This window comes from Streptomyces sp. NPDC087310 (assembly GCF_044744405.1).
Lineage (GTDB): Bacteria > Actinomycetota > Actinomycetes > Streptomycetales > Streptomycetaceae > Streptomyces.
Genome location: NZ_JBIUYF010000008.1, coordinates 1 through 22,518 on the forward strand (window position 1 = coordinate 1; position 22,518 = coordinate 22,518).

Annotated in this window: 15 protein-coding genes; 6 read left to right on the forward strand and 9 right to left on the reverse strand. The window is 72.8% G+C overall.

What is annotated here, in order from left to right; all coding sequences use genetic code 11:
• From ACIO3P_RS28580 to ptsP, 3 genes are all read left to right on the forward strand, one after another.
• The coding region (locus ACIO3P_RS28580; protein ID WP_401978233.1) for a hypothetical protein at positions 1 to 235 on the forward strand (235 nt) is incomplete at its 5' end.
• 246 nt (positions 236 to 481) lie between these two features.
• Positions 482 to 931 carry a PTS glucose transporter subunit IIA gene (locus tag ACIO3P_RS28585; RefSeq protein WP_329828351.1) on the forward strand — a complete coding sequence of 150 codons (450 nt, stop codon included), beginning with the start codon at positions 482 to 484 and terminating at the stop codon, positions 929 to 931.
• Positions 932 to 1,021: 90 nt separating this feature from the next.
• Positions 1,022 to 2,692 carry a phosphoenolpyruvate--protein phosphotransferase gene (gene ptsP / locus ACIO3P_RS28590; protein WP_329828352.1) on the forward strand — a complete coding sequence of 557 codons (1,671 nt, stop codon included), beginning with the start codon at positions 1,022 to 1,024 and terminating at the stop codon, positions 2,690 to 2,692.
• An 82-nt stretch (positions 2,693 to 2,774) separates the two neighbouring features.
• Here the strand turns inward: ptsP and ACIO3P_RS28595 are convergent, their stop codons facing one another.
• Together ACIO3P_RS28595 and ACIO3P_RS28600 are read right to left on the reverse strand one after the other, a co-directional pair.
• Entirely contained in the window at positions 2,775 to 3,791 is a 1,017-nt protein-coding gene (locus ACIO3P_RS28595; RefSeq protein ID WP_401854470.1) for a hypothetical protein, read from the reverse strand.
• An 89-nt stretch (positions 3,792 to 3,880) separates the two neighbouring features.
• Positions 3,881 to 5,881 (reverse strand): acetoacetate--CoA ligase, encoded by a 2,001-nt coding sequence (locus ACIO3P_RS28600; protein ID WP_401854468.1) that lies wholly within the window; start codon positions 5,879 to 5,881, stop codon positions 3,881 to 3,883.
• 172 nt (positions 5,882 to 6,053) lie between these two features.
• On the opposite strand from ACIO3P_RS28600, the gene ACIO3P_RS28605 reads away from it, so the two are divergent.
• The gene (locus ACIO3P_RS28605; protein ID WP_401854466.1) at positions 6,054 to 8,489 is read left to right on the forward strand and encodes a TIM-barrel domain-containing protein; all 2,436 of its coding nucleotides are present in this window, start codon (positions 6,054 to 6,056) and stop codon (positions 8,487 to 8,489) included.
• Between the two features lie 144 nt (positions 8,490 to 8,633).
• Entirely contained in the window at positions 8,634 to 9,461 is an 828-nt protein-coding gene (locus ACIO3P_RS28610) for a M15 family metallopeptidase (protein ID WP_401854464.1), read from the forward strand.
• A gap of 173 nt (positions 9,462 to 9,634) precedes the next feature.
• On the opposite strand, the gene ACIO3P_RS28615 is transcribed toward ACIO3P_RS28610, so the two are convergent.
• From ACIO3P_RS28615 to ACIO3P_RS28630, 4 genes are read right to left on the reverse strand one after another with little or no spacing between them, the layout of a single operon-like run.
• Entirely contained in the window at positions 9,635 to 10,243 is a 609-nt protein-coding gene (locus ACIO3P_RS28615) for an ATP/GTP-binding protein (RefSeq protein ID WP_329828357.1), read from the reverse strand.
• A complete protein-coding gene (locus ACIO3P_RS28620) occupies positions 10,224 to 10,619 on the reverse strand; it encodes a DUF742 domain-containing protein (protein ID WP_329828358.1) in 396 nt (131 codons plus the stop codon). Before ACIO3P_RS28620 ends, ACIO3P_RS28615 begins: the two co-directional genes overlap by 20 nt.
• Before the next feature lie 10 nt (positions 10,620 to 10,629).
• Positions 10,630 to 11,070: a roadblock/LC7 domain-containing protein gene (locus ACIO3P_RS28625; RefSeq protein WP_329828359.1), complete on the reverse strand. Its 441-nt coding sequence runs from the start codon at positions 11,068 to 11,070 to the stop codon at positions 10,630 to 10,632.
• Positions 11,067 to 13,976, reverse strand: a complete 2,910-nt coding sequence (locus tag ACIO3P_RS28630; RefSeq protein WP_401854519.1) for a nitrate- and nitrite sensing domain-containing protein — start codon at positions 13,974 to 13,976, stop codon at positions 11,067 to 11,069. The genes ACIO3P_RS28625 and ACIO3P_RS28630 overlap by 4 nt, the downstream gene beginning before the upstream one ends.
• A gap of 423 nt (positions 13,977 to 14,399) precedes the next feature.
• Between ACIO3P_RS28630 and ACIO3P_RS28635 the strand changes: the two genes are divergently transcribed.
• Positions 14,400 to 14,867 carry a hypothetical protein gene (locus tag ACIO3P_RS28635; RefSeq protein WP_329828360.1) on the forward strand — a complete coding sequence of 156 codons (468 nt, stop codon included), beginning with the start codon at positions 14,400 to 14,402 and terminating at the stop codon, positions 14,865 to 14,867.
• A gap of 42 nt (positions 14,868 to 14,909) precedes the next feature.
• On the opposite strand, the gene ACIO3P_RS28640 is transcribed toward ACIO3P_RS28635, so the two are convergent.
• From ACIO3P_RS28640 to ACIO3P_RS28650, 3 genes are all read right to left on the reverse strand, one after another.
• Entirely contained in the window at positions 14,910 to 19,712 is a 4,803-nt protein-coding gene (locus ACIO3P_RS28640) for a hypothetical protein (RefSeq protein ID WP_401854461.1), read from the reverse strand.
• A 47-nt stretch (positions 19,713 to 19,759) separates the two neighbouring features.
• Entirely contained in the window at positions 19,760 to 20,671 is a 912-nt protein-coding gene (locus ACIO3P_RS28645; RefSeq protein WP_329828362.1) for a hypothetical protein, read from the reverse strand.
• Between the two features lie 267 nt (positions 20,672 to 20,938).
• Complete coding sequence (locus ACIO3P_RS28650) at positions 20,939 to 22,483, reverse strand: hypothetical protein (protein WP_329828363.1); 1,545 nt, start codon at positions 22,481 to 22,483, stop codon at positions 20,939 to 20,941.
• Positions 22,484 to 22,518 lie beyond the last annotated feature (35 nt).

Below are 22,518 nucleotides of genomic sequence, written 5' to 3' on the forward strand. Positions count from 1 at the left end.
GAAGATTCGGCAGGTCGGGGTATCAACATATCTGGCGTTGACTTTTGGCACGCTGTTGAGTTCTCAAGGAACGGACGCTTCCTTCGTACTCACCCGCAGAACATTGTCTGGGGCTTTCCTCCGGGCGCTTCCCTTCGGCATTTCGTGTTTCAAACTCTACCAGGTCCTTTTCGGCTTCCTGACCACCGTTCCGCAGGCATGCAGAAGCGGAGTCCGAATGACGATCAAGGCTTGATAGATGCTGCCGACCCCCAACGCGAAGTCATGACTCGAAGTCGTGTTGGTGTCAGGCAGGAGTACGACAGTACATCCCGCCGGTCGGGGCAGGCAAATCGATTCCGGTGGGGCCGAGGCCCGCCAACCGGCAGCTCTTACGCGGAACCGTCACTTCCTATGACTTACCCTTCTGAACAGCGCGTCGTCCCCTCACGGACGGTGACGGCGGCCCCTTACTTTTTCTCCGCCCCCTGGGAGGCTCCCCATGACCATCGTCACGGCCCCACTGCCCGGACGTGCCATCGGATTGCCCGCTGTCCCCGATCCGGTCTTCTCGGGCGCGATGGTGGGGCCCGGCACCGCCATCGATCCGGAACGGGCGCCAGGCGAGGTGGTCTCCCCTGTGGACGGAGTGGTCGTCTCTCTCCACCCTCATGCCTTTGTCGTCGTGGACGACGAGGGGCACGGAGTGCTGACGCACCTCGGTATCGACACGGTGCAGCTCAACGGGGAAGGTTTCGAACTGCTCGTCAACAAGGGCGACACGGTCAGCCGTGGACAGGGTGTCGTGCGCTGGGACCCGGCCGCCGTCGAGCAGGCCGGCAAGTCACCGATCTGCCCGGTCGTGGCGCTGGAGGCCACCCCCGACGCGCTCGGTGACGTCCGCGAGGACGGCGATGTGAAGACCGGCGACCCGCTGTTCGGCTGGCAGTGACGCCGGCGACGTATGTCAGGGACGGGCGCGGCGCGTCCGTCGTACATCCATCGCGGCGCGCTGGTCGCCGCATAACCGGAGACGGGTGAAATGGAGTCAACTCTGCGAGGCGTCGGGGTCAGCCACGGAGTGGCGATCGGCGAGGTCCGGCACATGGGGACCGCGGTGCTCGAACCGCCGGCCAAGCAGATCCCGGTGGAGGAGGCGGAGCGCGAACAGGGGCGCGCGCACCAGGCCGTCGAGGCGGTGGCCGCCGATCTGGTCGCCCGGGGCAATCTGGCCGGCGGGGAGGCCCAGGCCGTGCTGGAGGCTCAGGCGCTGATGGCGCAGGACCCCGAGCTGATGGCCGATGTGGAGCGGCGTATCGCCGTCGGGTCCACGGCCGAGCGTGGTGTCTACGACGCGTTCGCCTCGTACCGGGCCCTGCTCGCGGGAGCCGGTGAGTACCTCGCCGGGCGGGTCGCGGACCTGGACGATGTGCGGAATCGTATCGTCGCCCGGCTGCTGGGGGTTCCGATGCCCGGTGTGCCGGACAGCGACGAGCCGTACGTACTGATCGCGCGCGATCTCGCCCCGGCGGACACGGCGCTGCTCGACCCGGCGCTGGTGCTCGGCTTCGTGACCGAGGAGGGCGGGCCGACGAGTCACAGCGCGATCCTGGCGCGTGCGCTCGGCGTGCCCGCCGTGGTCGCGCTGCCGGGTGCGGGGGAGATCTCCGAGGGCACCGTGATCGCGGTCGACGGCAGTACGGGCGAGATCTTCGTCGAGCCGGAACCCGCGAAGCGGGCCGAGCTGGAGGCGGCCGCCGCCGCGCGGAAGGCCGCGCTCTCCGCGTCCACCGGGCCCGGTGCGACATCCGACGGGCACAAGGTGCCCCTGCTCGCCAATGTGGGCGGGCCCGCGGATGTGCCGGCCGCGGTCGAGGCGGGGGCGGAGGGCGTCGGTCTGTTCCGTACCGAGTTCCTGTTCCTGGACGACAGCGAGCGGGCCCCGTCGGAGGAGAAGCAGGTCGAGGCGTACCGCAAGGTCCTCGAAGCGTTCCCCGAGGGCCGGGTGGTCGTGCGGGTGCTGGACGCCGGCGCGGACAAGCCGCTGGACTTCCTGACGCCCGCCGACGAGCCGAACCCGGCGCTGGGCGTGCGGGGGCTGCGGAGCCTGCTGGACCACCCCGATGTGCTGCGTACCCAGCTCACCGCGCTGTCGAAGGCGTCGGCCGGACTGCCGGTGTATCTGGAGGTCATGGCGCCGATGGTGGCCGACCGCGCCGACGCCAAGGCGTTCGCGGACGCCTGCCGTGAGGCGGGGCTGAACGCGAAGTTCGGTGCGATGGTGGAGATTCCGTCGGCCGCTCTGCGGGCGCGGTCGATCCTTCAGGAGGTCGAGTTCCTTTCGCTGGGGACCAACGACCTGGCCCAGTACACCTTTGCCGCCGACCGTCAGGTGGGGGCCGTCTCGCGGCTCCAGGACCCGTGGCAGCCCGCGCTGCTCGACCTGGTGGCGCTGTCGGCCGAGGGCGCGAAGGCGGAGGGCAAGAGCTGCGGTGTGTGCGGTGAGGCTGCCGCCGATCCGCTGCTCGCCTGTGTGCTCACCGGTCTCGGTGTGACGTCGTTGTCGATGGGCGCGGCCTCGATTCCTTATGTGCGGTCGGCGCTGGCCAAGCACACGCTGGCGCAGTGCGAGCGTGCCGCCGCCGCGGCGCGGGCTACGGACTCCGCCGAGGAGGCGCGGAAGGCCGCGCAGGCGGTGCTGTCCGGCGAATGATCCCGTGACCCGGGACCCCCGGTGACCGGAGATCCTGAGGGGCTTGTCCGCCGTGCACGGCGGACAAGCCCCTCTTCCGTTGTCAGTGGTGGGTGCCCGTGTCGTCCAGGCGCAGGTCGAAGCCCGCCCGGTACTCCACCCCCGGCTCGGGTGAGAGCGGCTCTCCGGTGTCCGCGTCGGTGCAGTAGGCGCTGAAGACCTCGCCCTCGGTGAGGGGGACGAGGTTTCCGGCGGCCAGGCGCCAGCCGCGCAGCCGGTCCGGGGTGCCGGGGACCGTCGTACGGAGCACCACTCCCCCGGCGCTCTCCAGGGCGACGCCCGCGGCGAGCACGGTGACGAACTCGGCGGCCTCGGACGCGTCGAACAGGGCCGGCGCGCCGTCGAGGAACGTGCCGGCGCCGGGTGCCGTGGCGCCGGAGGTCGGCGGGGCGCCCTCGTCGCGGTCCGCGTGCAGGACGGCCAGGAGCTGTTCGTCGGCCGCCGGGACGCTGCACACGAGATGGTGCGTGCCGGGACCCGCCTCCTCCAGCAGGCGCAGCAGGATGTGGGAGGCCCGGTCGAAGGCCGCGCGTCCGATGTCCTGTCCGCACTCGGCGCACGCGCCGAGGTCGGCGAGGAGCGTCGTCACGTACTCCCAGGTGGCCCTGCGGATCGCGGTGTTGATGAGTTGCGGGACCAGGGTGTCGATGGGCTGGCCCGTGTAGGCGACGGTGGCGCCGCTCGCCGGGATGGCGGCGGTGAAGCGGCTGCGGCTGGCCGGGGTGTCCGGGTCGAGCCCCGTCTCCGCGCAGTATGCGGCGAACTCCTCCGGGTCGAAGAGGGCGACGGTGGTGTGCACCCCCTGTGAGGCCAGCGCCCTCAGCAGTCCGTCGAGCTGCCGCAGATAGGCCGGGTGGTCGTCGAAGGCGAAGCTGCGATAGCTCCGCATCGCGGCGAAGTCCCGCTCGTCGGCCAGCAGGCCGACGATGCTGGGGACTTCGCGGCGCAGGATGCGCCGCCTGGCCGCGCGGGTGCGGTTTCCCCGGCCGGTGTGGCCGCGGTCGGTACCGGCGCGGTCCGTACCGGCACGGTCGGTGTGCGTGTGGTCGGTGTGCGTCATCATTCCCCCTGAGCACGGACGATCTTTGCTCACTCAGCGTAATCAGGGGGTCTGACAACGGGGTCGGGCCGCGAGGTCCGGCCGCCGGGTCAGGGGCGCTCGCGGGCGAGTTTCTCGTAGAAACGGAGCAGTTCGAGGTTGTCGACGGAGCCGGCGTTGACGGCCTTGTCCAGTGGCGTTCCCTGGAGGAGGCGTTTGACCGGGACCTCGATGCGTTTGCCCGTCAGTGTGTGCGGAATGCCGGGGGCTTCGATGATCTCGTCCGGGACATGGCGCGGCGAGAGCTGTTCGCGGATCGTCCGCTTGACGCGGGTGCGCAGTTCGTCGTCGAGTACGGCGCCCTCGGCGAGATGGACGAAGAGCGGCATCCAGTAGCCGCCGTCCGGCTCCTCCACGCCGATGACCAGCGATTCCCTGATCTCGGGGAGACGTTCGACGGCTTCGTAGATATCGGCGGAGCCCATCCGGACGCCCTGGCGGTTGAGGGTGGAGTCGGACCGGCCGTGGATGATGACGGACCCCCGGTCGGTGAGGGTGATCCAGTCGCCGTGGCGCCAGGCGCCGGGGAACATCTCGAAGTAGCTGTCGCGGTAGCGGCTGCCGTCGGGGTCGTTCCAGAAGCGGACGGGCATGGACGGCATGGGCTGGGTGACGATCAGTTCGCCGACCTCGCCGATGACCGGCCGGCCCTGGGCGTCCCACGCCTGGAGGTCGGTACCGAGACAGGGCGCCTGGAGTTCCCCCACGTGAACGGGGAGGGTGGGGACGGCTCCGGCGAAGCAACTGCACACGTCGGTGCCGCCACTGACGGAGGCGATCCACAGGTCCTCGGCGACCTCGTCGTGGAGCCAGCGGAACCCGTCGGGCGGCAGCGGTGATCCGGTGGTGGCGACGCAGCCGATACGGGAGAGGTCGTGGTCGCGGCCGGGGTGCACCCCGGCCTTGCGGCAGGCCATGACGTACGCGGCCGAGGTGCCGAAGAGGGTGGCGCCGGTCCGCTCGGCGACGCCCCACTGGGCGTCGACGGAGGGGTGGCCGGGGCTGCCGTCGTACAGCACGACCGTGGTACCGGTGAGCAGTCCGGAGACGAGGAAGTTCCACATCATCCAGCCGGTGGAGGTGTACCAGAAGAAGCGGTCCTCGGGGCCCAGGTCGCAGTGCAGGCCGAGCTGCTTGACGTGTTCGAGGAGGATGCCGCCCTGGGACTGGACGATCGCCTTGGGCAGTCCGGTGGTGCCGGAGGAGTACAGGACCCACAGGGGGTGGTCGAAGGGGACCTGTTCGTACGCGAGGTCCGGCGCCGCGTCGGGTGTCCCGCCGGCCGGCGCCGTGACGTCCGCCCAGTCGAGGGCCCCGTCCGGCGCCGGTGTGCCCAGCAGCGGGATGTGGATCACGGCCCGCAGGGTGGGCAGTTCTCGGCGGAGTTCCGCGACGGTCCCGGTGCGGTCGTGCTCCTTGCCGCCGTAGCGGTAGCCGTCGACGGTGAGGAGCACGACGGGTTCGACCTGCTGGAAGCGGTCCAGTACGCCGCGGGCGCCGAAGTCGGGCGCGCAGGAGGTCCAGGTCCCGCCGACGGCCGCGGTGGCGAGGAACGCCGTGACGGCCTGCGGGATGTTGGGGAGGTAGCCGCTGACGCGGTCCCCGGGGCGTACGCCCAGTTCCCGCAGCCGGGCCGCGAGGGCGGTCACCTGGCGGCGCAGTTCCGCCCAGCTCACCGCGGTCTGTTCGTGCGTCTCGTCGACGTACAGGAGCGCCGGTTCGTGGGCGCGGGCCGGGTCGTCCGCCGTGCGCAGGGCGTGCTCCGCGTAGTTGAGGGTGGCGCCGGGGAACCACTGGGCGCCGGGCATGGCGCGGTCGCCCAGGACGCGTTCGTACGGGGTGGAGAACCGGATGTCGAACCAGTCGGCGACGGCTGCCCAGAAGCTCTCCAGCTCCTCCACCGACCAGCGGTGCAGCGCCGCGTAGCCGCCCTCGGCCGGTGCGCCGTACCGCTCCGCCGCCCAGGTCTGGAAGCGGGTGATCCCGGCCGTGGCGATACGGTCCTGGCCCGGCTGCCACAGGGGGGTGTCGGGGCTGGCGGCTGCGGTCATGGGGCGGCTCCCGGCTGGCTCGGCAGTGGTCACACGGTGACGTGGTACGGACGATGCCATGTGATCGTCCCCGGCACCAGGTTCCGTCCTCGATGTCGGGCCGGGGTCGCCACGGGTGAACGGGAGTTGAACGGTGTCTCCTGGAGGCGGCCCGGATGGCAGGCTGAGCGGCATGGACGGTCGGGAACTGGTGCGTTCGATGAAAGTGGCCGGATCGGTGCGGGGGCTGCGCTCCGTACGGTCGGCGTGGCGTGGGCGGCGGGCGGATGCCAGAGAGCTGGCTCCGCGCGGCCCGGAGCGGGCCAGGGTGCCGGGTCCGGTCGCCGGGGCGGAGCCTTCGCCGGGGGGCGGGATCGTCCGGTTCGCCCGGGCTGAGCTGCGGGTGTGCGTCATGGCGGGCGGCGCGGTCTTCTGGGGGTGGGACGGGGCGGGTCCGCTGCCGTCGTACGGGCTGGCCGGTGGACCGCCGGAGCCGGATCCGCGGGCCGGGCTCGAACCGGACAAGGACGGCGGCTGGCGGGTGGTGTCGCAGTGGGTGACGGTGGCGGTGTCACGCCACGGAGGGGTGGAGGTCCGTACGCCGGGGGGTGTGGCGCTCCGCCGGGAGCTGCCGCCCCGCTGGTGGGAGCCGGTGGCGGGGGGCGGGGCGCGCTGGGTGCAGCGGACGGAGGTGGCGGCGGACGCCCGGTTCTTCGGTCTGGGCGGCCGGGCGTCGGGGCCGCGGCTGCGCGACGGCACGTACCGGCTGTGGAACACGGATCCGGGCGGCGGCTTCGGTCCCGGGGACGATCCGCTGTACGTGACGATGCCGGTGCAGCTCGTGGTGGCGGACGCGGGGACGCATCTCGCCTTCCACGACAACTCCTGGGACGGGCGGGTCACGCTCCGGGAGGGCGAGGAGGGCGCGGGTTCCGGGCACGACCGGCCGGGCACCGCCGAGCTGCGGATGGACGGCGGGCCGCTGCGCTGCTGGGTGGTGACGGGCACGCCCGCGCGGGTGCTGCACGGCTGGACGGCGCTGAGCGGTGCGCCGGTGGCGCCGCCGTCCTGGGCGCTCGGTCCGCAGCACGCGCGGTGGGGGTTCGGCAGCGAGCGGGAGGTGCGGCGGATCGTGGCCGGGTACCGGGAGCGGGATCTGCCGCTGTCGGCGGTCCACCTCGACATCGATCACTACGACGCGCATCAGGTCTTCACCGTCGACCGTGAGCGGTTCCCGGATCTGCCGGGGCTCGCGGCGGAGTTGCGCGCGGAGGGGGTACGGCTGGTCTCGATCGTCGATCCCGCGGTGAAGGCGGAGCCCGGGAACGCGGTGTACGACAGCGGGCGCGCGCTCGGTGCGCGCGACGGGGAGTCGCGGGGCGGCGGGGCGTTCGTACGGGACGCGCGGGGGCATCCGGTGCGGGGGGTCGTCTGGCCCGGTGAGTGTGTCTATCCGGATTTCACCGATCCGGCGGTACGTGACTGGTGGGGCGGGCTGTACGAGGAGCGGCTGGCGCAGGGGTTCGCCGGGGTGTGGCACGACATGAACGAGCCGGTGTCCTTCGCGCCGTTCGGCGACCCGACGCTGCCGCGCTCGTCCCGGCATGTGCTGGAGGGGCGGGGCGGTGATCACCGCGAGGCCCACAACGTGTACGCGCTGACGATGGCGCGGGCCGGGTACGAGGCGCTGCGGCGGCTGCGCCCCGGCGAGCGGCCGTTCCTCTTCTCGCGCTCCGGCTGGGCGGGGATGCAGCGGTACGGCGGGACCTGGTCCGGTGATGTGTCGACGGGGTGGCCCGGGCTGCGCGCTTCGCTCGCGCTGGTGCTGGGTCTGGGGCTGTGCGGGGTGCCGTACTCGGGTCCTGACGTGGGCGGTTTCGACGGGAGTCCGTCGCCCGAGCTGTTTCTGCGCTGGTTCCAGCTCGGCGCGTATCTGCCGCTGTTCCGTACGCACGCGGCGATCGACGCGGGGCGCAGGGAGCCGTGGGAGTTCGGTCCGCGGGTGCTGGAGCACGCGCGGGCGGCGCTCGACGAGCGGGAGCGGCTGCGGCCGTACTTCGTGACGCTGGCCCAGCTCGCCCGGCTGACGGGGGCGCCGTACGTCCGGCCTCTGTGGTGGGGCGCGCCGGAGGACCGGGGCCTGCGCGACTGCGAGGACGCGTTTCTGCTGGGTGACTCGCTGCTGGTGGCGCCGGTGCTGACGCGCGGCGCTGACCGGCGGGCGGTGCGGCTGCCGCCGGGGCAGTGGTACGACACGGCGACGGAGGAGGCGTACGAGGGGCCAGGCCAAGTGCTGCTGGACGCGCCGCCGTCCCGTATCCCGGTGCTGGCCCGGGCGGGTGCGGTGATTCCGGTGCGGGGTGCGGACGGCGGTCTGGAGCTGGAGGCGTGGGCTCCGGTGGCGGGGCGCGCGGGTGGTGGGCTGGTGGTGCTGGATCCGCAGGACGAGGGGCGGAAGCCGGCGGACGGCACGGACGGCGGCGTGGATCCCGTGGCCGAGCCCGTGCCCCAGGTGGAGCGGTACACCTCGCGGCTGGTGGACGGCGTGGTCCGGGTGGAGCGGGTGACGGAGGGGGGCGTGGTGGAGCCGCGGTGGCCGGTACGGGTCAGGGGCCTGGGCCGCCGCTGACCGGTACGGGGGCCGCTGACCGGTACGGGGGCGCGGCGGCCCCGTACCGGCGTACCGGGCGCCGGGGAACGGGGAACGGGCGCCGACGGACTGTATGCGATGGCTCTTTCCCCGCGTCCGTGAAGCTGATAGATCCATATGTTCATGACAGGAATCGCGTTCCGCCGCGCCCTCGCCGTCATCGCCGCAGGGGCCGCCGCACTGCTCCCGGTCACCGCCACGGCCCCGGCCGCCGGTGCGGCGCCCGCGCCGGCGCTCTCCGGGCCGACGGCGCCCGGGGAGTTCGTCGCCCTGCGCACGGTCGCGCCGACGATCATCCACGAGATGCGCTATCCGACCCGGCACACGTTCCTCGGCGGGCCGGTGGACGGCTACCGGGAGCCGGTCTGCATCGTCACCCGCTCCACCGCTCGGGCGCTGCGCACCGCGCAGTCGGAGCTGCTGCGGCGGGGCTACTCCCTGAAGGTGTACGACTGTTACCGGCCGCAGCGGGCCGTCGACCACTTCGTGCGCTGGGCGAAGGACCTCCAGGACCAGCGTATGAAGGCGGAGTTCTATCCGCGGGTCGACAAGTCGCGGCTGTTCGAGGACGGTTACATCGCGGAGAAGTCCGGGCACAGCCGGGGCTCCACGGTGGATCTGACGCTCGTGAAGCTGCCGGCCCTGCCCACGCGTCCGTACGTACCGGGTGAGCGGCTCGCTCCGTGCCACGGACCGAAGGAGAAGCGGTTCCCGGACAACTCCGTCGACATGGGGACCGGCTTCGACTGTTTCGACACGCTCTCGCACACCGACGATCCGCGGATCCGGGGCGAGCAGCGCGCCAACCGGCAGCTCCTGAGGTCGACGCTGGCCGAGGTGGGGTTCACCAACCTGCCCGAGGAGTGGTGGCACTTCACCCACAAGCCGGAGACGTTCCCCGACCGCTACTTCGACTTCCCGGTGGCGTGGCGCTCGGTTCTCGGCCACTGAGCCGGAGAACGGTGCGGGACGGCCGGGACCACCCCCGTGGGCTCCGGCCGTCCCCCTGGTGGGGGACGCCGGTCAGCCGTTTCCGGTTCTCGTTCCGGACCGTGAGGTTTCGGTCACCGTACGGTCCCTCCGGTGTCACCGTACGGTCCCACCGGAGGCCGGGCGGGGAGGGGTCAGGAGGTGGGCGCGTGCTCACGTTGCAGGGCCGCGCGGTTCATGGCGTGTTCGACCACCGAGACCAGCACCTCCTTCACGGACTCGCGTTCGCGCGCGTCGCACATCACCAGCGGGACCTCGGGATCGAGGTCGAGCGCCGAGCGTACGGTCTCCCCGGGGAAGCGGTCGGCCCCCTCGAAGCAGTTGACGGCGACCGTGAACGGGATGCCGCGCCGCTCGAAGTAGTCGACGGCCGCGAAGGAGTCGGCGAGCCGCCTCGTGTCGGCCAGCACGACGGCGCCCAGGGCGCCCTGGGCCAGCTCGTCCCAGAGGAACCAGAAGCGGTCCTGCCCGGGGGTGCCGAAGACGTACAGCACCAGGTCCTCGCGGAGGGTGATCCGGCCGAAGTCCATGGCGACCGTGGTGGTCGTCTTGGACTCGACGCCGTCGATGTCGTCGACGGGCCGGCCGGCCTCGCTCAGTACCTCTTCCGTACGGAGCGGCCTGATCTCGCTCACGGCGCCGACCAGGGTGGTCTTGCCCACCCCGAAGCCGCCCGCGACCAGGATCTTCAGCGCCACCGGATCGACCGGACGCTGCCTGCGGCTAGAGCGCCCGAAGACCATTGATCACCTCGCGGAGAATGCTCACGTCCGGCAGCTCGGCCGGCGGAACGGGACGGGTTACACGCACGATTTCGTCCTCGACGAGATCTCCGACGAGCACCCTGACCACCCCTACGGGGAGGTCGAGGCCCGCCGAGAGCTCGGCGATCGACTGGGGGCTCGTGTAGCAGCGATCCACGATCTCCACGTGTTCCGGGGAGAGCGTCTGGTCCCGGCCGGGGTCACCGGCCTCGGGTTCGCATACGACGAGCGCGATCAGGTCGAGTTGGTGGCGCGTCGCGCTGCTGGTGCGGCCACGCGTCATCGCGTACGGGCGCACCACCGGTCCGGCTTCGCCGTCGAACCAGTGCTGCGGATCCTGACCTGAGTCACTCATCTCAGCCCACTCACCCTCCGGCGGGCAGGCCGGTCCGTGGGGCCGTACCCAGGTGGACCCCGACCCGCTTGACCATGAGCGTCATCTCGTAGGCGACCTGGCCGACGTCCGAGTCGGCGTCGGAGAGCACGGCGAGACAACTGCCGTCGCCCGCCGCGGTCACGAAGAGGAAGGCGTCGTCGAGCTCGACCACGGTCTGCCGGACCCTGCCCGCCTCGAAGTGCCGGCCCACGCCCTTGGCGAGGCTGTGGAATCCGGAGGCGACGGCCGCGAGATGCTCACCGTCCTCGCGCGTCAGGTCCTTCGACGTGCCGGTGGCGAGGCCGTCCCCGGAAAGGACCACCGCTTTCCGGATGCTGGCGACCCGCTCGACCAACTCGTCGAGCAGCCAGTTGAGCTCTCCCGCGCCATTGGGGTCGGTGGAGCGTGCTGCGACATTCGGTGCGGTCATCGACCGTCCCCCTCCGATGTGGTTCCTTGTGTCTCGCCCCGGCCGCTGGAGTCCTCGGCGTCGTTCTGCCGACGACCGCGCTGCCAGCCGCGTTGGAGCGAGGCCATACGGCTGCGGACCTCGTCCGCGTCCCGCTCGCTGTCCTGACCCGCGGCGGGCCCCTTGCCGGAGTTCGTTTCCTGCGCGACGTCCCTCAACTGGGGGGCCAGGCTGGCCTGCCGGACCCGGCGAGGCAGTCCGTCGATCATGGGCGGGGCCTCGTCCGACGGTGTTCCGCCCGGTGTGCGGCGGGAGGTCTGCGACGGTACGCCGGACCGGGTGCGCCCGCCCGCTCCCCCGTCCTGCGCCGGGCCGCGCTCCGGTTCGTCCACGCGCCTGCCGCGGTCGGCGACCAGGGTCGGGGGCTTGCGGCGGGGCAGGACCGGCTCGTCGGCGGCCCCGGAGCCGGCTGCGGTGTCGGGAGCCTGGTCGTAGCGGGCGTGCCGGCCGCGCGGGGACGGGGTGGCCCGGCCGTCGCGGCGCTCGCGGAAGTCGCGGGTGTCCTCGCGGCGGTTCTCGTCCCGGAGTTCGCGCAGTTCGTCGCGGCTCATGCGGGGGTCCCGTACGTCGTACAGGTCACCCCGGGCGTCACGCCCGTCGCGGGTGTCCGCCACGTCGTAGGCGTCTCGGCTGTCGCGCCGGCCCTGGGTGTCGTGGGTGCCGTGGGTGCCGTGGGTGCCGTGGGTGGAATCGCGGAGGTGCTCCCGCGCGCGGAACAGTCCGCCGCGCTCGCTCTCCGTGTCATCGAGATCGCCGATGCCGTCACCTCCGCCGAGTACCGGCCCGCTGTCGGCGCCCAGAGCACCGACCGGTGCTTCGAGTTCGACCGGGCCGTCGAGCACGGACGGGCCGCTGCCCAGTCCGGTGGGGACCTGCGCCAGGGCGGTGAGCCGTCCACCGCCCGAGTCGGTACGGCCGCGCCCCCGCTCCAGGGCGTTCTTGCGGTCGAGCCGGAAGCCGGTGCCCTCCGTCTCGGGGGCGTCGGTGAGCAGCGCGACGGGCAGGAAGACGATGGCCGTCGTACCGCCGTACGGGGAGGGCTGGAGGGAGACCCGTACGTTCTGCCGCTGGGCGAGCCGGCTGACGACGAACAGTCCGAGCCGGTCGGTGTCCGACAGTTCGAACTCGGGGGTCTCCGCGAGCCGGAGGTTCGCGTCGAGCAGCACCTCGGGGGCCATGCCCAGACCGCGGTCGTGGATCTCCAGGGTGAAGCCGTTGGCGACCCGCTCGCCGTGCACCTGTACCGCGGTGTGCGGGGGCGAGAACACCGTGGCGTTCTCCAGGAGTTCCGCGATGAGGTGGGTGAGGTCGGCGACGGCCGGGCCGCCGACACCGATCCGCGGGAGCCTGCGGACCTCGATGCGCTCGTAGTCCTCGACCTCGGCGACGGCGGCGCGTACGACGTCCATGAGCTGGACGGGCTTGCGCCACTGGCGGGAGGGGGCGGCGCCGGAGAGGATCACGAGACCCTCGGCGTGGCGCCGCATACGGGTGGTGAGGTGGTCGAGGCGGAAGAGGTCGGCGAGCTCCTCGGTGTCCTCCGTACGGCGCTCCATGGTGTCCAGGAGCGTGAGCTGACGGTGGAGGAGGACCTGGTTGCGGCGGGCGAGGTTGACGAACACCTCGGAGACGCCGCGGCGCAGGTCGGCCTGTTTGACGGCGGCCTCGACGGCGGCGCGCTGAAGGGTGTTGAGGGCCTGGCCGACCTGGCCGACCTCGTCCCTCTCGTATTCGAGGCGCGGCGCCTCGGTCTCCACGTCGACGGGGTCGCCTGCGGCGAGCCTGCGCATGACGCTCGGGAGGCGTACGCCGGAGACCTCGTGGGCCTCCTTGCGGAGCCGGGAGAGGTCGCGGATCAGGTCACGGCCGACGCGGGTGGAGACGAAGATGGAGATGAGGAGGGTGAGAAGGCCGAGCGCCGCGGCGAGTCCGGTCCTGACGAAGGTTTCCTGGCGTACGGGGTCGATGTGGGCCCGGTAGAGGGTGGCGGCCTCCGTGGACTCGTCGGTGAGGTCGCTCAGGACGGAGGCGGTCATCCGCTGCCAGCCCTTGGCGCTCACCGTCTTGGGGCTCTTGGCGGGCCCGGCGGCGATGAGACGGTCCTCGGTCTCGCGCAGTTCCAGGGTGGCGGGGGTCCGCCAGTACTGCTCCAGCGTGGAGCGGTCGGAGAGCGGCAGGTCGGCCAGGTTGGACTCGTAGAGCAGGACGCGGTTGGCGACCAGGTCCGAGGTGCGGCGCAGGTCCTCGGCCGTCATCTCGCGGCCGACCAGCGCGGAGGCGACGAGCGCGTCCTCGCGGGAGAGCATCTCCTTGGCGCGGTCCAGGCCGATCAGCGCACGGCCCCAGTTGTCGCCGTCCACGTCCTCGTTGCTGTAGAGCGAGGCGAGGACGTTGTGGCTGGGGTCGATGAGCTTGTTGTAGAAGTCCAGGGCACCCTCACGGGTGACGGTGCTCTCCTCCACGGAACGGCGCATCAGATCGAGGCCGTTGAGATCGTCGAGGAGTCTGCCGAGCCGGTCGGACGTGATCGTGTCCATCCGGTCCCGCACGCCGGACTCGGAGTTGCGCCTGATCTTGGTCAGGGCGCGGTCCGTGTCACCGCGGCGGCTGCGCAGCTCGGTCAGCGAGTCGGCGGCCTCGGGGTCCGAAAGAAAGATCAGTGTCTGGCGTCGCTCACTCTGGAGGACCCGGATGCCGTCCTCCACCGGGTGGCCGATTTCCTCGATCGCGTAACTGACATCGATGAGCTGCTTGGCCTCGGTGCCGGCCAGTGTGGTCGCGAGACCCCAGAGGACGGTGAGCCCGATGAGCGGCACGAGCAGCAGCGCCACGATCTTCCGGCGGATGGATTTCCCGCGAAAGCGCATGGCCTCCCCCTGGTCGATCCCCGCCTGTTGCGGGAGATACTTCGTCAGCAAACGGCGCGAGCCTACTACTGTCACACCGGCATCTCGAAGACACGTCCGTATGTTTTTCAGCCGTCCCCTGACGCCTTGATCATGAGTTGTCCCGGTATTCGGCGAGATGGCTTCCGCTCCTGGTGTAGGGAAGCCGCACCGGAAGACAGGTACCAGTCAAGACAGATGGCCGAAAACGTTCGCTTGACGATCCGGTCGGGAATCTTTGTGGGTGGACATTCGTCCTTATGTACGGGGTTCAGGGGGAAGCGGGGAGTACCGCGGGCGGTTCGCGCATCACATTTCGGGTCCGGTTCGATTCCGGGACGGCGTGAAGCGTGACGAGCCGGGCAGTCACCCTGGAGACGGACAGCGGGTTGGGGAGTGGGGTCCATGCAGACGGATGAGCGGCGGGGTGCGGTGTCGGCAGGCGAGTTCGAGCGGGTGTCCCGCGGGTTGTGGGTCGAGGAGCCCGCGCGGTCGTACCGCCTGCCGGATCCGGTCAGGACGGCGGCGGTCCGCGCGGTCATCATCACCGCCGTGACACTGATTCAAGCCATGACCGCGTTCCTCAGCACGCTCGCGGGGTCCTGGCTGGCCTTCCCGATGGTGCTGAGCAGTGTGGCCTCGACGGTGGTGGCGACCTGGGGTGTGCTGGACGTCTGGGTGACGCGCCAGGTGTGGAACCAGCGTTACGGAGTCGTGTCCGTGCCCAGCAGCACGGCGCGCCAGTTGCGCCGTGAGCGGCGCAGGGCGCGGCGGGCGGACCGGAGCGCGGCGCGCGACGGGGTACGGATACCGGCTCCGGGCGCCGGCACCCGGAGCGAGGAACAGACGCCGGGCGGCCTCAAGGCGGCCTGACCGCCCGCGGGCCGTTACGGCTCCGTCAGGGGGCGCGCCCCGTTACGGCTCCGTCACAGGGTGCGGTGCCGGGTCCGTCACGGGACGGGGCGCCGGGTCCGAGCTCCCCGCCGGGGCCGGGATCGGGGCGGAGGCGGGGTCCGGGGCTGCGGAGGCCAGGGCTGCGGTGTCCGGGGTGCGTTTGAACATGCGGGTCGCGGTGATCTCGCCGTGCACGGGCTCGCCGTCCGGGTCCTGCTGCGGCAGCCCGGGGCGCAGATGCTCCTCCACACTGATGTACTTCAGCCCGGCACGCAGATCCGCGTCGTTGCGCAACCTGATGACCAGCGGGAACTCGGCGAGCGCCGTCGTGTCGAAGAGACCCGTGGTGTACAGGAGCTGCACGCCCAGCGCGTCCGAGACCGCGCGCTGGAGCTCCAGCAGGTACGTGGCGTTGGCGCGGCCGATCGGGTTGTCGAGGAAGAGCGTGCCCGCGTGCCGGTGCTTGTCGCGCCCGCGGTCGTTGCTGCGCAGCGCGGCCATCGTGCAGTACAGGGCGATCGCGGCGGTCAGGAGCTGACCGCCGGAGAAGACGTCGCCCATCTGACCGACGGGGACGCGCTCGGCGCGCAGTACGGCGTCGGGCTTGAGGATCTCGACGGCGATGCCCTTGGGTTCGAGCGCGGCCTGCACCCCGCGCAGCAGCAGGGACATGCCGTCCCTGCGCAGGTCGGAGTTCTTCTTGAGGGCGGCGCGGGTCGCCTCGTCGATGACCTCGCCCAGCCGCTCGGTGAGCGTCGCGCGGTCCGGCTCCTCGAAGCGGATCCGCAGGAACTCCTGGCCCGACCACTCCCCCAGCCCCTCGGGCAGCCGGGAGAGCCGCTGGGCGGAACGGAGCGTCGTCAGCGCGGACTCCACCAGTCCGCGCAGCCGGTCGACGATGGAGTCGCGGTTGCGCTCCAACTGCGCCAGCTCGTCGGTCAGCACCCGCAGCCGGGGAGCGAACGCCTGCGCCCACGCCGCCGCGTGCTCGGGCAGCGCGGACGCGGGCAGCTCACGGATCTGCTGCCTGGCGGGGGTGCGTACCTGCTCGTACCGGGTGGAGTTGGCGTGCCGTACGAGCACGTCGCACGTCTCCCGTACGGCCGCCTCCGCCGCGGAGAGCTCGGTCGCGCAGCCGCGCAGCGAGCGGCGGGCCTCCGACGCCGAGTGGCGGGCCTCCTCCAGCGTGCCCGGGTACGGCTCCGGCGGGCGCGGCGCCTCCTCGGGGCCGGTCTCCTCGGCGACGGCGCCGCGCAGCAGGTCGCGCAGGAGTGCCGCCGTCTCGTCGAAGCCGCCCGCGGCCTCCTCGGCCGCGCGGTGCGTGTACAGCAGCTCGCCGTGCGCGGCCCGCGCGGTCTCCAGCGCGTCGGTCCGTACGGCCAGTTCGGTGGTGGCCGTACGGAGTAGGGCCTGGGCCTGCTCGGCGTCGGCGGGGACCTGGTCCTCGGGGAGTTCGGTGTGGGTGTCGCCGTCGGCGGGGGCCAGGCGTTCGGCCTCGCCGCGGAATCGGCCCAGTTGCTCGCTGGCGGCCGAGGCGCGTGACTCCAGCATCTGGACCAGGGACTCGGCGCGGGCCGCGGCGGCCTGCCGGGACGGGCCGTCGGCTCCGTCGGTGGATTCGAGGAGTTGGGCGGCGCGGGTGCGGACCTTGTTGGTGAGCCGGTCCAGTTCGGCGAGCGCGGCGCTCTCGTCGCTCTCCGCGCGGGCCTGTTCGGCGCGGAGATCGGCGCCGACGCCGACCTTCTCGTACAACTGGGAGGCCGCCCGGTACGCCTCGCGCAGGGCGGGCAGTGCGGCGCGCGGGGCGTCCGGCGCCGCCTCGGGGATCGTCTCCGGGGCGCCGGCGATCTCGGCGCGCTCGGCGCGCAGGGCGCGCGCGGTACGGCGGGCGTCGTCGCCGGCGCGCTGGGCGGCCCTGCGGTCCTCGTCGGCGGCGCGGGCCCGCTCCAGGCAGACGGCCGCGCGGGCCTCGTACTCGGCGGCGTCGTCGGCCAGTTCCCGGAGCCTGGCCTGCCAGCCGGAGCGTTCACGGAGCCGGAACGCCAGTCCGGAGAGCACATCGGCGGCCCGGCGGGCGCGCTGGGCGGTCTCCTGGCGCTCGTCGCGGACCCGGGCGGTGTCGGCGGCGACCTCGTCCGCCTCGGCCCGTACCGTACGCGCCTCGGTGAGCGTGGCCTCGGCGGTCTCCGCGCTCTCCCGGGCCGTGGCCGCCGCCGCGGACAGCTCGGTGAGCATGCCGGGAGGGCAGTCGGCGCGCCAGGAGCCGAGCCGGGCGGCCAGCGAACGGTCGCCGGTCAGCCGGGCGGCGAGGGTACGGATCTCCTCGTCGCGGGCGGCGGCGCGGGCGCGCAGCGTCTGCCGCTCCTCGTCGGCGGCGTGTTCGTCGTGCATGGCCGGGTTCGGCGGTACGAGGAAGACGCGCCTGTCGGCGGCGTCGTCCGCGCCGGGCGCGGGCACCGGGGCCAGCAGCGCGGCGGCGGTACCGACGGCGACCGTGGAGCGCGGCAGCAGCGCGGCACCGGCGAGCGCTTCCCGGGCGCGGGCGTGCGAGTCGGGGTCGGTGATCACGACGCCGTCGACCAGTTCGGGCCGGGCGGCCAGGACGGCGGAGTGGTCGGCGGGGTCGACGGCCTGGGCGAGATAGCGCCAGCCGGGCAGGGCGGGGATGCCGTGTTCGCCGAGGAATTCGACGGTGGCCAGTACGTCGGGGCCCGGCGGCAGCAGTCCGCCGTCACCGAGGGCGCCGAGGATCCGCGCGTCGTCGGCGGCGGCGGTCCGCAGCTCGAAGAGGTGCCGCTCGGCGGAGGTGACGCCCTGGTCGAGCAGGTCGCGCAGTTCGTCGGCGTACCGGTCCAGCTCCTCGGGGCTCAGCGGGCCTTCGGCGGGCGGCGTGCCTTCGGCGGGCGGCGGGGTCGACCGGTCCGTGCCGGTGCGCTGCCCGGGGACGCCGGCCCGTCCCGTGGTCAGGGCCGCGGCCGTGGTGGGCAGGCTGAGCAGTTCAGCGAGGCGTTCGTCCCCGGCGATCGACTCGGCGGCGCGGCGCTCGGTGTCGTAGGACCGCTCCGCGGCCCGCGCGGCGTCGGCGGCGCGTGCGGCGGCCAGTTCGGCACGGGATTCGGCGGACGCCGCCTCCCGTGCCTGTTCCGCCGCCGTACGCGCGGAGTCGCGGGCCGTGTCCCAGAGGGCGACGGCGGTCTTCTCGGACTCGCTGGCGGCGAGCGCGGCGCGGGCCGGGTCGGCGTCGGGCGCGGTGTCGTCGAGCCAGCCGGCCCGTACCGCCTCGGCGGTCTCCTGCTCGACCTCGGCGAGGCGCTGGCGCAGATGGCCCACCTCGCTGCGGGCACGCTGGGCGTCGGTGGCGGCGGCGGTCGCGTCGCGGTGGGCGGCCTCGCCGGTCTCCTGGAGGGTGGCGGAGCGCTCCTCCTCCTCGTTCGCGAGGCGCTCGCCCTCCTCCGCGGCGGCGTGCAGGGCCCGTACGAGATCGGCTGCGGCGGTGGCACGGGCGGCCAGCGCGGGCGCGGCGTCGCGCTCGGCCTCCCGGATCGCGACGGCCACGCGCGCGGAGCGGTCGGCCGCCGCGCGGTGGCGCAGCACGTTCTCGGCGGCCTGCCAGGCGGAGTGGAGCGTACGGGCGTCGGTCAGCTCACGGCGCTGGGCCGCGGCGCGCTTCTCCGCGGCGGTGAGGGCCAGGGAGGCGTGCCGGTAGGCGAGTTCGGCGGCGATCAGCGCACTGTGGCCACGCGCCCGCTCGGCCTCGGTCACGGTGTGGGCGGCCGCGGTGACCTGCTGGGCGAGGTCGGCGGCCCGGCCGCGCTCCTCACCGGCGCGCGCGGTGAGCCGGGTGACGAGCGTACGGGCCCTGCGCTCGGCGCCCGCGTGGACGTCGCGGGCGCGGGAGCGGGTCTCGGTCGCCTCCACGATCCGGCCGAGGAGATCGACGGAACCGGCGGTGAAGTCGCGCTCCGCGGTGAGTTCGGCGCGGCGGCCCAGCTTGTTGCCGAAGCCTCCGACGAGGTCGGCGAGGCCGTCGGTGTCCCGGGTGTCGGTGACGGCGCGCAGCAGGAGGTCGGTGAAGTCGGAGTCCTTCTTGACGGCGAAGAGACCGGCGGCCTCGCCCTCGTCGGCGTTCATCTCGCGCTGGTAGCGGAAGAGTTCGGGGTCGAGGCCCAGATCGCCGAGGTGTTCGTTCCAGCGGTCGTGGATCTCCTCCCAGTGGACGTCGAGATGCGGATAGAACTTGCCCGCCTCGGTGATGGCGTCGCGGAAGCCCTTCATCGTGCGGCGCCTGCCCCGCGCGCCGGAGACCCCCTCGACGGGCGGCCGGACGGCGGTGGACTCGGCGACCGGCAGCGAGTCGAGGCTGAGTCCGGGGCCCGGCCGGAAGGAGTACCAGCCCTCGGCGAACTTCCGCGGGTCGTTGGAGACCTGTCGGCCGCGCCACTCGCTGGCCTTGCCGACGACGACGAGTTCTCCGGTGAGGGTGTGCTGCCACTCCAGGGCGACATGGCCGCAGTCGTCGGCGAGCAGGAACTTGCGCAGCACGCCGGAGCTGGCGCCGCCGAGGGTGTTGCGGTGTCCGGGCAGCATCACCGAGAAGATCAGCTTGAGCAGGACGGACTTGCCGCCGCCGTTCTCCAGGAAGAGGACGCCCGCGGGGGCGGGGCGGCGCGGGGGGCCGACCGGTTCGTCCTCGAAGAACTCCGCCTGGGTGGGCGCGGGGTGGGGTACGGGGGCGCCCACACCGCGCAGGTCGAGCACGGTGTCGGCGTAGCGCGCACCGGCGGGGCCGATGGAGTAGAGGCGGACCCGGGACAGCTCGTACATGGCGGACTCTCGTCTGGTGGGGGTGGCGGGGCAGTTGGGCGTGGCGGTCAGGCGTGGAAGGGGAGGCCCGCGTCGGCCGCCAGTTCCAGGTCGTCGCCGTCGGGCGGGGGCAGCAGGGTGGCGGAGCCGTCGGAGACGGGCACGACGCCCAGCTCCAGCAGTTCGGTGAGGGCCGCGTGGCCCGCCATGTCACGTACCTGGAGCTGGTAGCGGGCGGTGGTGCGGTAGGCGCCTCCGGCGTCGTCGCCGGTGCGCTGGAGGAACCCGGATTCGGTGAGGAACGCGACGGCCTTGCCGATGATGCCGGTCGTGGACCCGGCCAGGCGGCGGGCGTCCTTGGTGGCGCCCGTGGCGCTGCGCCGGGCGTAGGTCCGCCAGGCGGCTTCCAGGCCGGGGGCGTCGGTCGACGGGTCGGTGTTCTCCCCGTCCCGCTCGGCGCGCTCCTCCAGGCGGTGGCATGCCTGCCGTACGAACGCGTCGACGCCGTTGACCGTGATCCGGCCGATGTATCCGTCGTCCGCGAGATCCTCGGGGCGGGGGAAGGCCAGGGCCGCCACGGCGAGATGGGCGAGGCCGTGCAGGAAGCGGTCGGCGGAGTCGGTGGAGGCGCGGCGCGCGTAGTCGCCCATGCGGACCGCGAAGACGGAGTCCTCGGCGGCGGTGACGGCCATGCCGGCGCGCGGGGAGACTTCGAGGACGACGAGGCCGAAGCCGGTGGCGACGGCGTCGGCGACGCGGGCGAAGGCGGGGTCCTCGCGGTAGCGGCGGAGCAGTTCGGTGTACTCGGCGTCGCGGGCCGGCAGCAGTTTGGGCTGGAGCCCGAAGGAGACGAGGCGGGCGGCGTCGGCCGCGTCGGCGGGGGTGAGCGCTCCGCCGGCGCTCGGGGTGGGGGACTCGGCCGGGTCCGGGTCGGTGGGGTCGGGCCACGTGGCGGAAGGCTCGGCGGTGTAGTCGCTCACGGGGCGGCTCCTGTTCTGTGCGGGCGGGTGCGCCGTCCGGCTGGGGTACGTGGCTGGGTGCGGGGCCCGGGGCCTCCGGAGGTACATGTCCGGACGGCATGATGTACGGCGCGGTACGGCTCTGGTTAAGGAGAGACGGGCGGCTACGCGCCACAAATCACGCTTTAGTGTCCGGACACGCACCTCCTCCGCCCCCGGTCCCCTCCCGCCGGTGGGCGCCCCGGCACTCCGCGGTACTTGGGGGGTGGGGGCGGTGCGCGGCTCTGGTCATGCCGCCTCCGTGCGGTCCGCCGTCATGCCTGCCGCGTCGAGCAGCGCCGTGCCCACTATCAGGTCCGCGCCGCCGAACTCCCAGTCGTCGAGCGGGGTGCCGTCGTCCACCGCGAAGAGCAGGCGTTCCTCGCCCTGGCGGTAGGCGGTGCCCACCGGGGGGCTGGCCGCGTGGATGGCCAGGAGGGCGACGAGGTAGGGCAGTTCGGGGTCGCGCAGGCGGGCTTCGGCGAGGAGGCCGGAGAGTCTGCGTGGCGCGTCGGGTTCCAGGGCGAGCAGTTCCTTCGCGCTCGCGAGCTGCTCCTCGCTGAAGCGGCTGTCGTCCGGGGTCGCGATCAGGTCCGGTTCCGGCATCTCCGCGCCCAGGTGTTCGCGCTCCACCGGTGGGGTCAGCAGCAGGTCGATCAGGTCGCCGACCCGGACGGACGCCGGGGTGCGCAGTCCCGTGCCGCGGGCGAAGAAGGCTGCCGTGACCCGGGCCGCCTGCTCCACCGGGAGCGGCAGCAGGGGGGCGACGAGTTGTCCGTACAGGTCGAGTCCGGTGTGGGCGGTGGGCCGGGCGAATGCCTGGCGGTCCTGTTCCGCGCGGAAGAGGGGGCCCGCCTCCAGCAGGCGGGACTGGAGTTGGGTGTGCCGGCGGATGCAGTCCTTGACGATGTCGACGAGTTCGGCCGCGCGTCGTTTGTGTTCGGCCGTCCTGGGGTCGTTGCCGGTCTCCGCCTCGTCGCGCGCCTTGCGGATGTTCGTCAGGATCGCGTTCTCGTGGCGGTACCGGTCGGCGACATGGTCGAGCGCCTCGTCGATCATGTCGGGGACGGCGTGGAGCCAGTCGACGGCCCGTACGTTGCGCCGGGTCGCCTCCAGGGTCCTGCGCAGCGTCTCCGCGTACTGGACGGTCCGGTACCTGGCCTGTTCCGCGGCGAGTTGGGCGTCGGCCAGCCTGCCCCGGCTGATCAGGACCTCCAGCTTGACCTCGGCGGCGATCTGGGCGCTGGTGACGTCCGTGTCGAGGGCGCCGACCAGGACGTTGACCGCTTCGTCGGTCGTACGGAGGAAGACGCTGCCGCCGGGTCCCGGGACCTCTTCGATCAGCTTGAAGTCGTAGTCCCTGCGGGTGTAGACGCCGTCCGTGCCGAACGTGCCGTAGACGGCGCGGAAGCCGCGGTCCACGCTGCCCACGTTGATCAGGTTCTCCAGGACCCAGCGGGCGACGCGTTCGTGCTCCGCGACCGGGCGGCGGGGGGCCTGGGCGGCGATGCGGGGCAGGAGTCTGGCCACTATCTGTTCGTGGTCGGCGCCGGTGTCGAAGTCCATGTTGAGCGTGACCAGGTCGATGGCGGAGAGGGCGACCTCCGCCATCGCGTACACCGAGTACTCGCCCGCCAGATTGGCCTTACGGGTGTCCAGGTCGTGCAGCGGCGCGGTGCAGGCGAGCGCGCGCAGGCGCCGCGCGAGCCCTTCGTCGGCGGCCGGGCCCTGGGCGGGCCGCGGCCCCGCGCTGAGCTGGGGCGGAACGAAATCCGTCGGGGCAGGCGAAGTCACGAGCACAGATTATGTCCTCGCACTGACAACGGTCG

Coding starts and splice junctions, on each gene's coding strand:
- ACIO3P_RS28585 (WP_329828351.1), top strand. CDS start 482: ATGACCATCGTCACGGCCCCACTGCCCGGACGTGCCATCGGATTGCCC.
- ptsP (WP_329828352.1), top strand. CDS start 1,022: ATGGAGTCAACTCTGCGAGGCGTCGGGGTCAGCCACGGAGTGGCGATC.
- ACIO3P_RS28595 (WP_401854470.1), bottom strand. CDS start 3,791: ATGACGCACACCGACCACACGCACACCGACCGTGCCGGTACGGACCGC.
- ACIO3P_RS28600 (WP_401854468.1), bottom strand. CDS start 5,881: ATGACCGCAGCCGCCAGCCCCGACACCCCCCTGTGGCAGCCGGGCCAG.
- ACIO3P_RS28605 (WP_401854466.1), top strand. CDS start 6,054: ATGGACGGTCGGGAACTGGTGCGTTCGATGAAAGTGGCCGGATCGGTG.
- ACIO3P_RS28610 (WP_401854464.1), top strand. CDS start 8,634: ATGACAGGAATCGCGTTCCGCCGCGCCCTCGCCGTCATCGCCGCAGGG.
- ACIO3P_RS28615 (WP_329828357.1), bottom strand. CDS start 10,243: ATGGTCTTCGGGCGCTCTAGCCGCAGGCAGCGTCCGGTCGATCCGGTG.
- ACIO3P_RS28620 (WP_329828358.1), bottom strand. CDS start 10,619: ATGAGTGACTCAGGTCAGGATCCGCAGCACTGGTTCGACGGCGAAGCC.
- ACIO3P_RS28625 (WP_329828359.1), bottom strand. CDS start 11,070: ATGACCGCACCGAATGTCGCAGCACGCTCCACCGACCCCAATGGCGCG.
- ACIO3P_RS28630 (WP_401854519.1), bottom strand. CDS start 13,976: ATGCGCTTTCGCGGGAAATCCATCCGCCGGAAGATCGTGGCGCTGCTG.
- ACIO3P_RS28635 (WP_329828360.1), top strand. CDS start 14,400: ATGCAGACGGATGAGCGGCGGGGTGCGGTGTCGGCAGGCGAGTTCGAG.
- ACIO3P_RS28640 (WP_401854461.1), bottom strand. CDS start 19,712: ATGTACGAGCTGTCCCGGGTCCGCCTCTACTCCATCGGCCCCGCCGGT.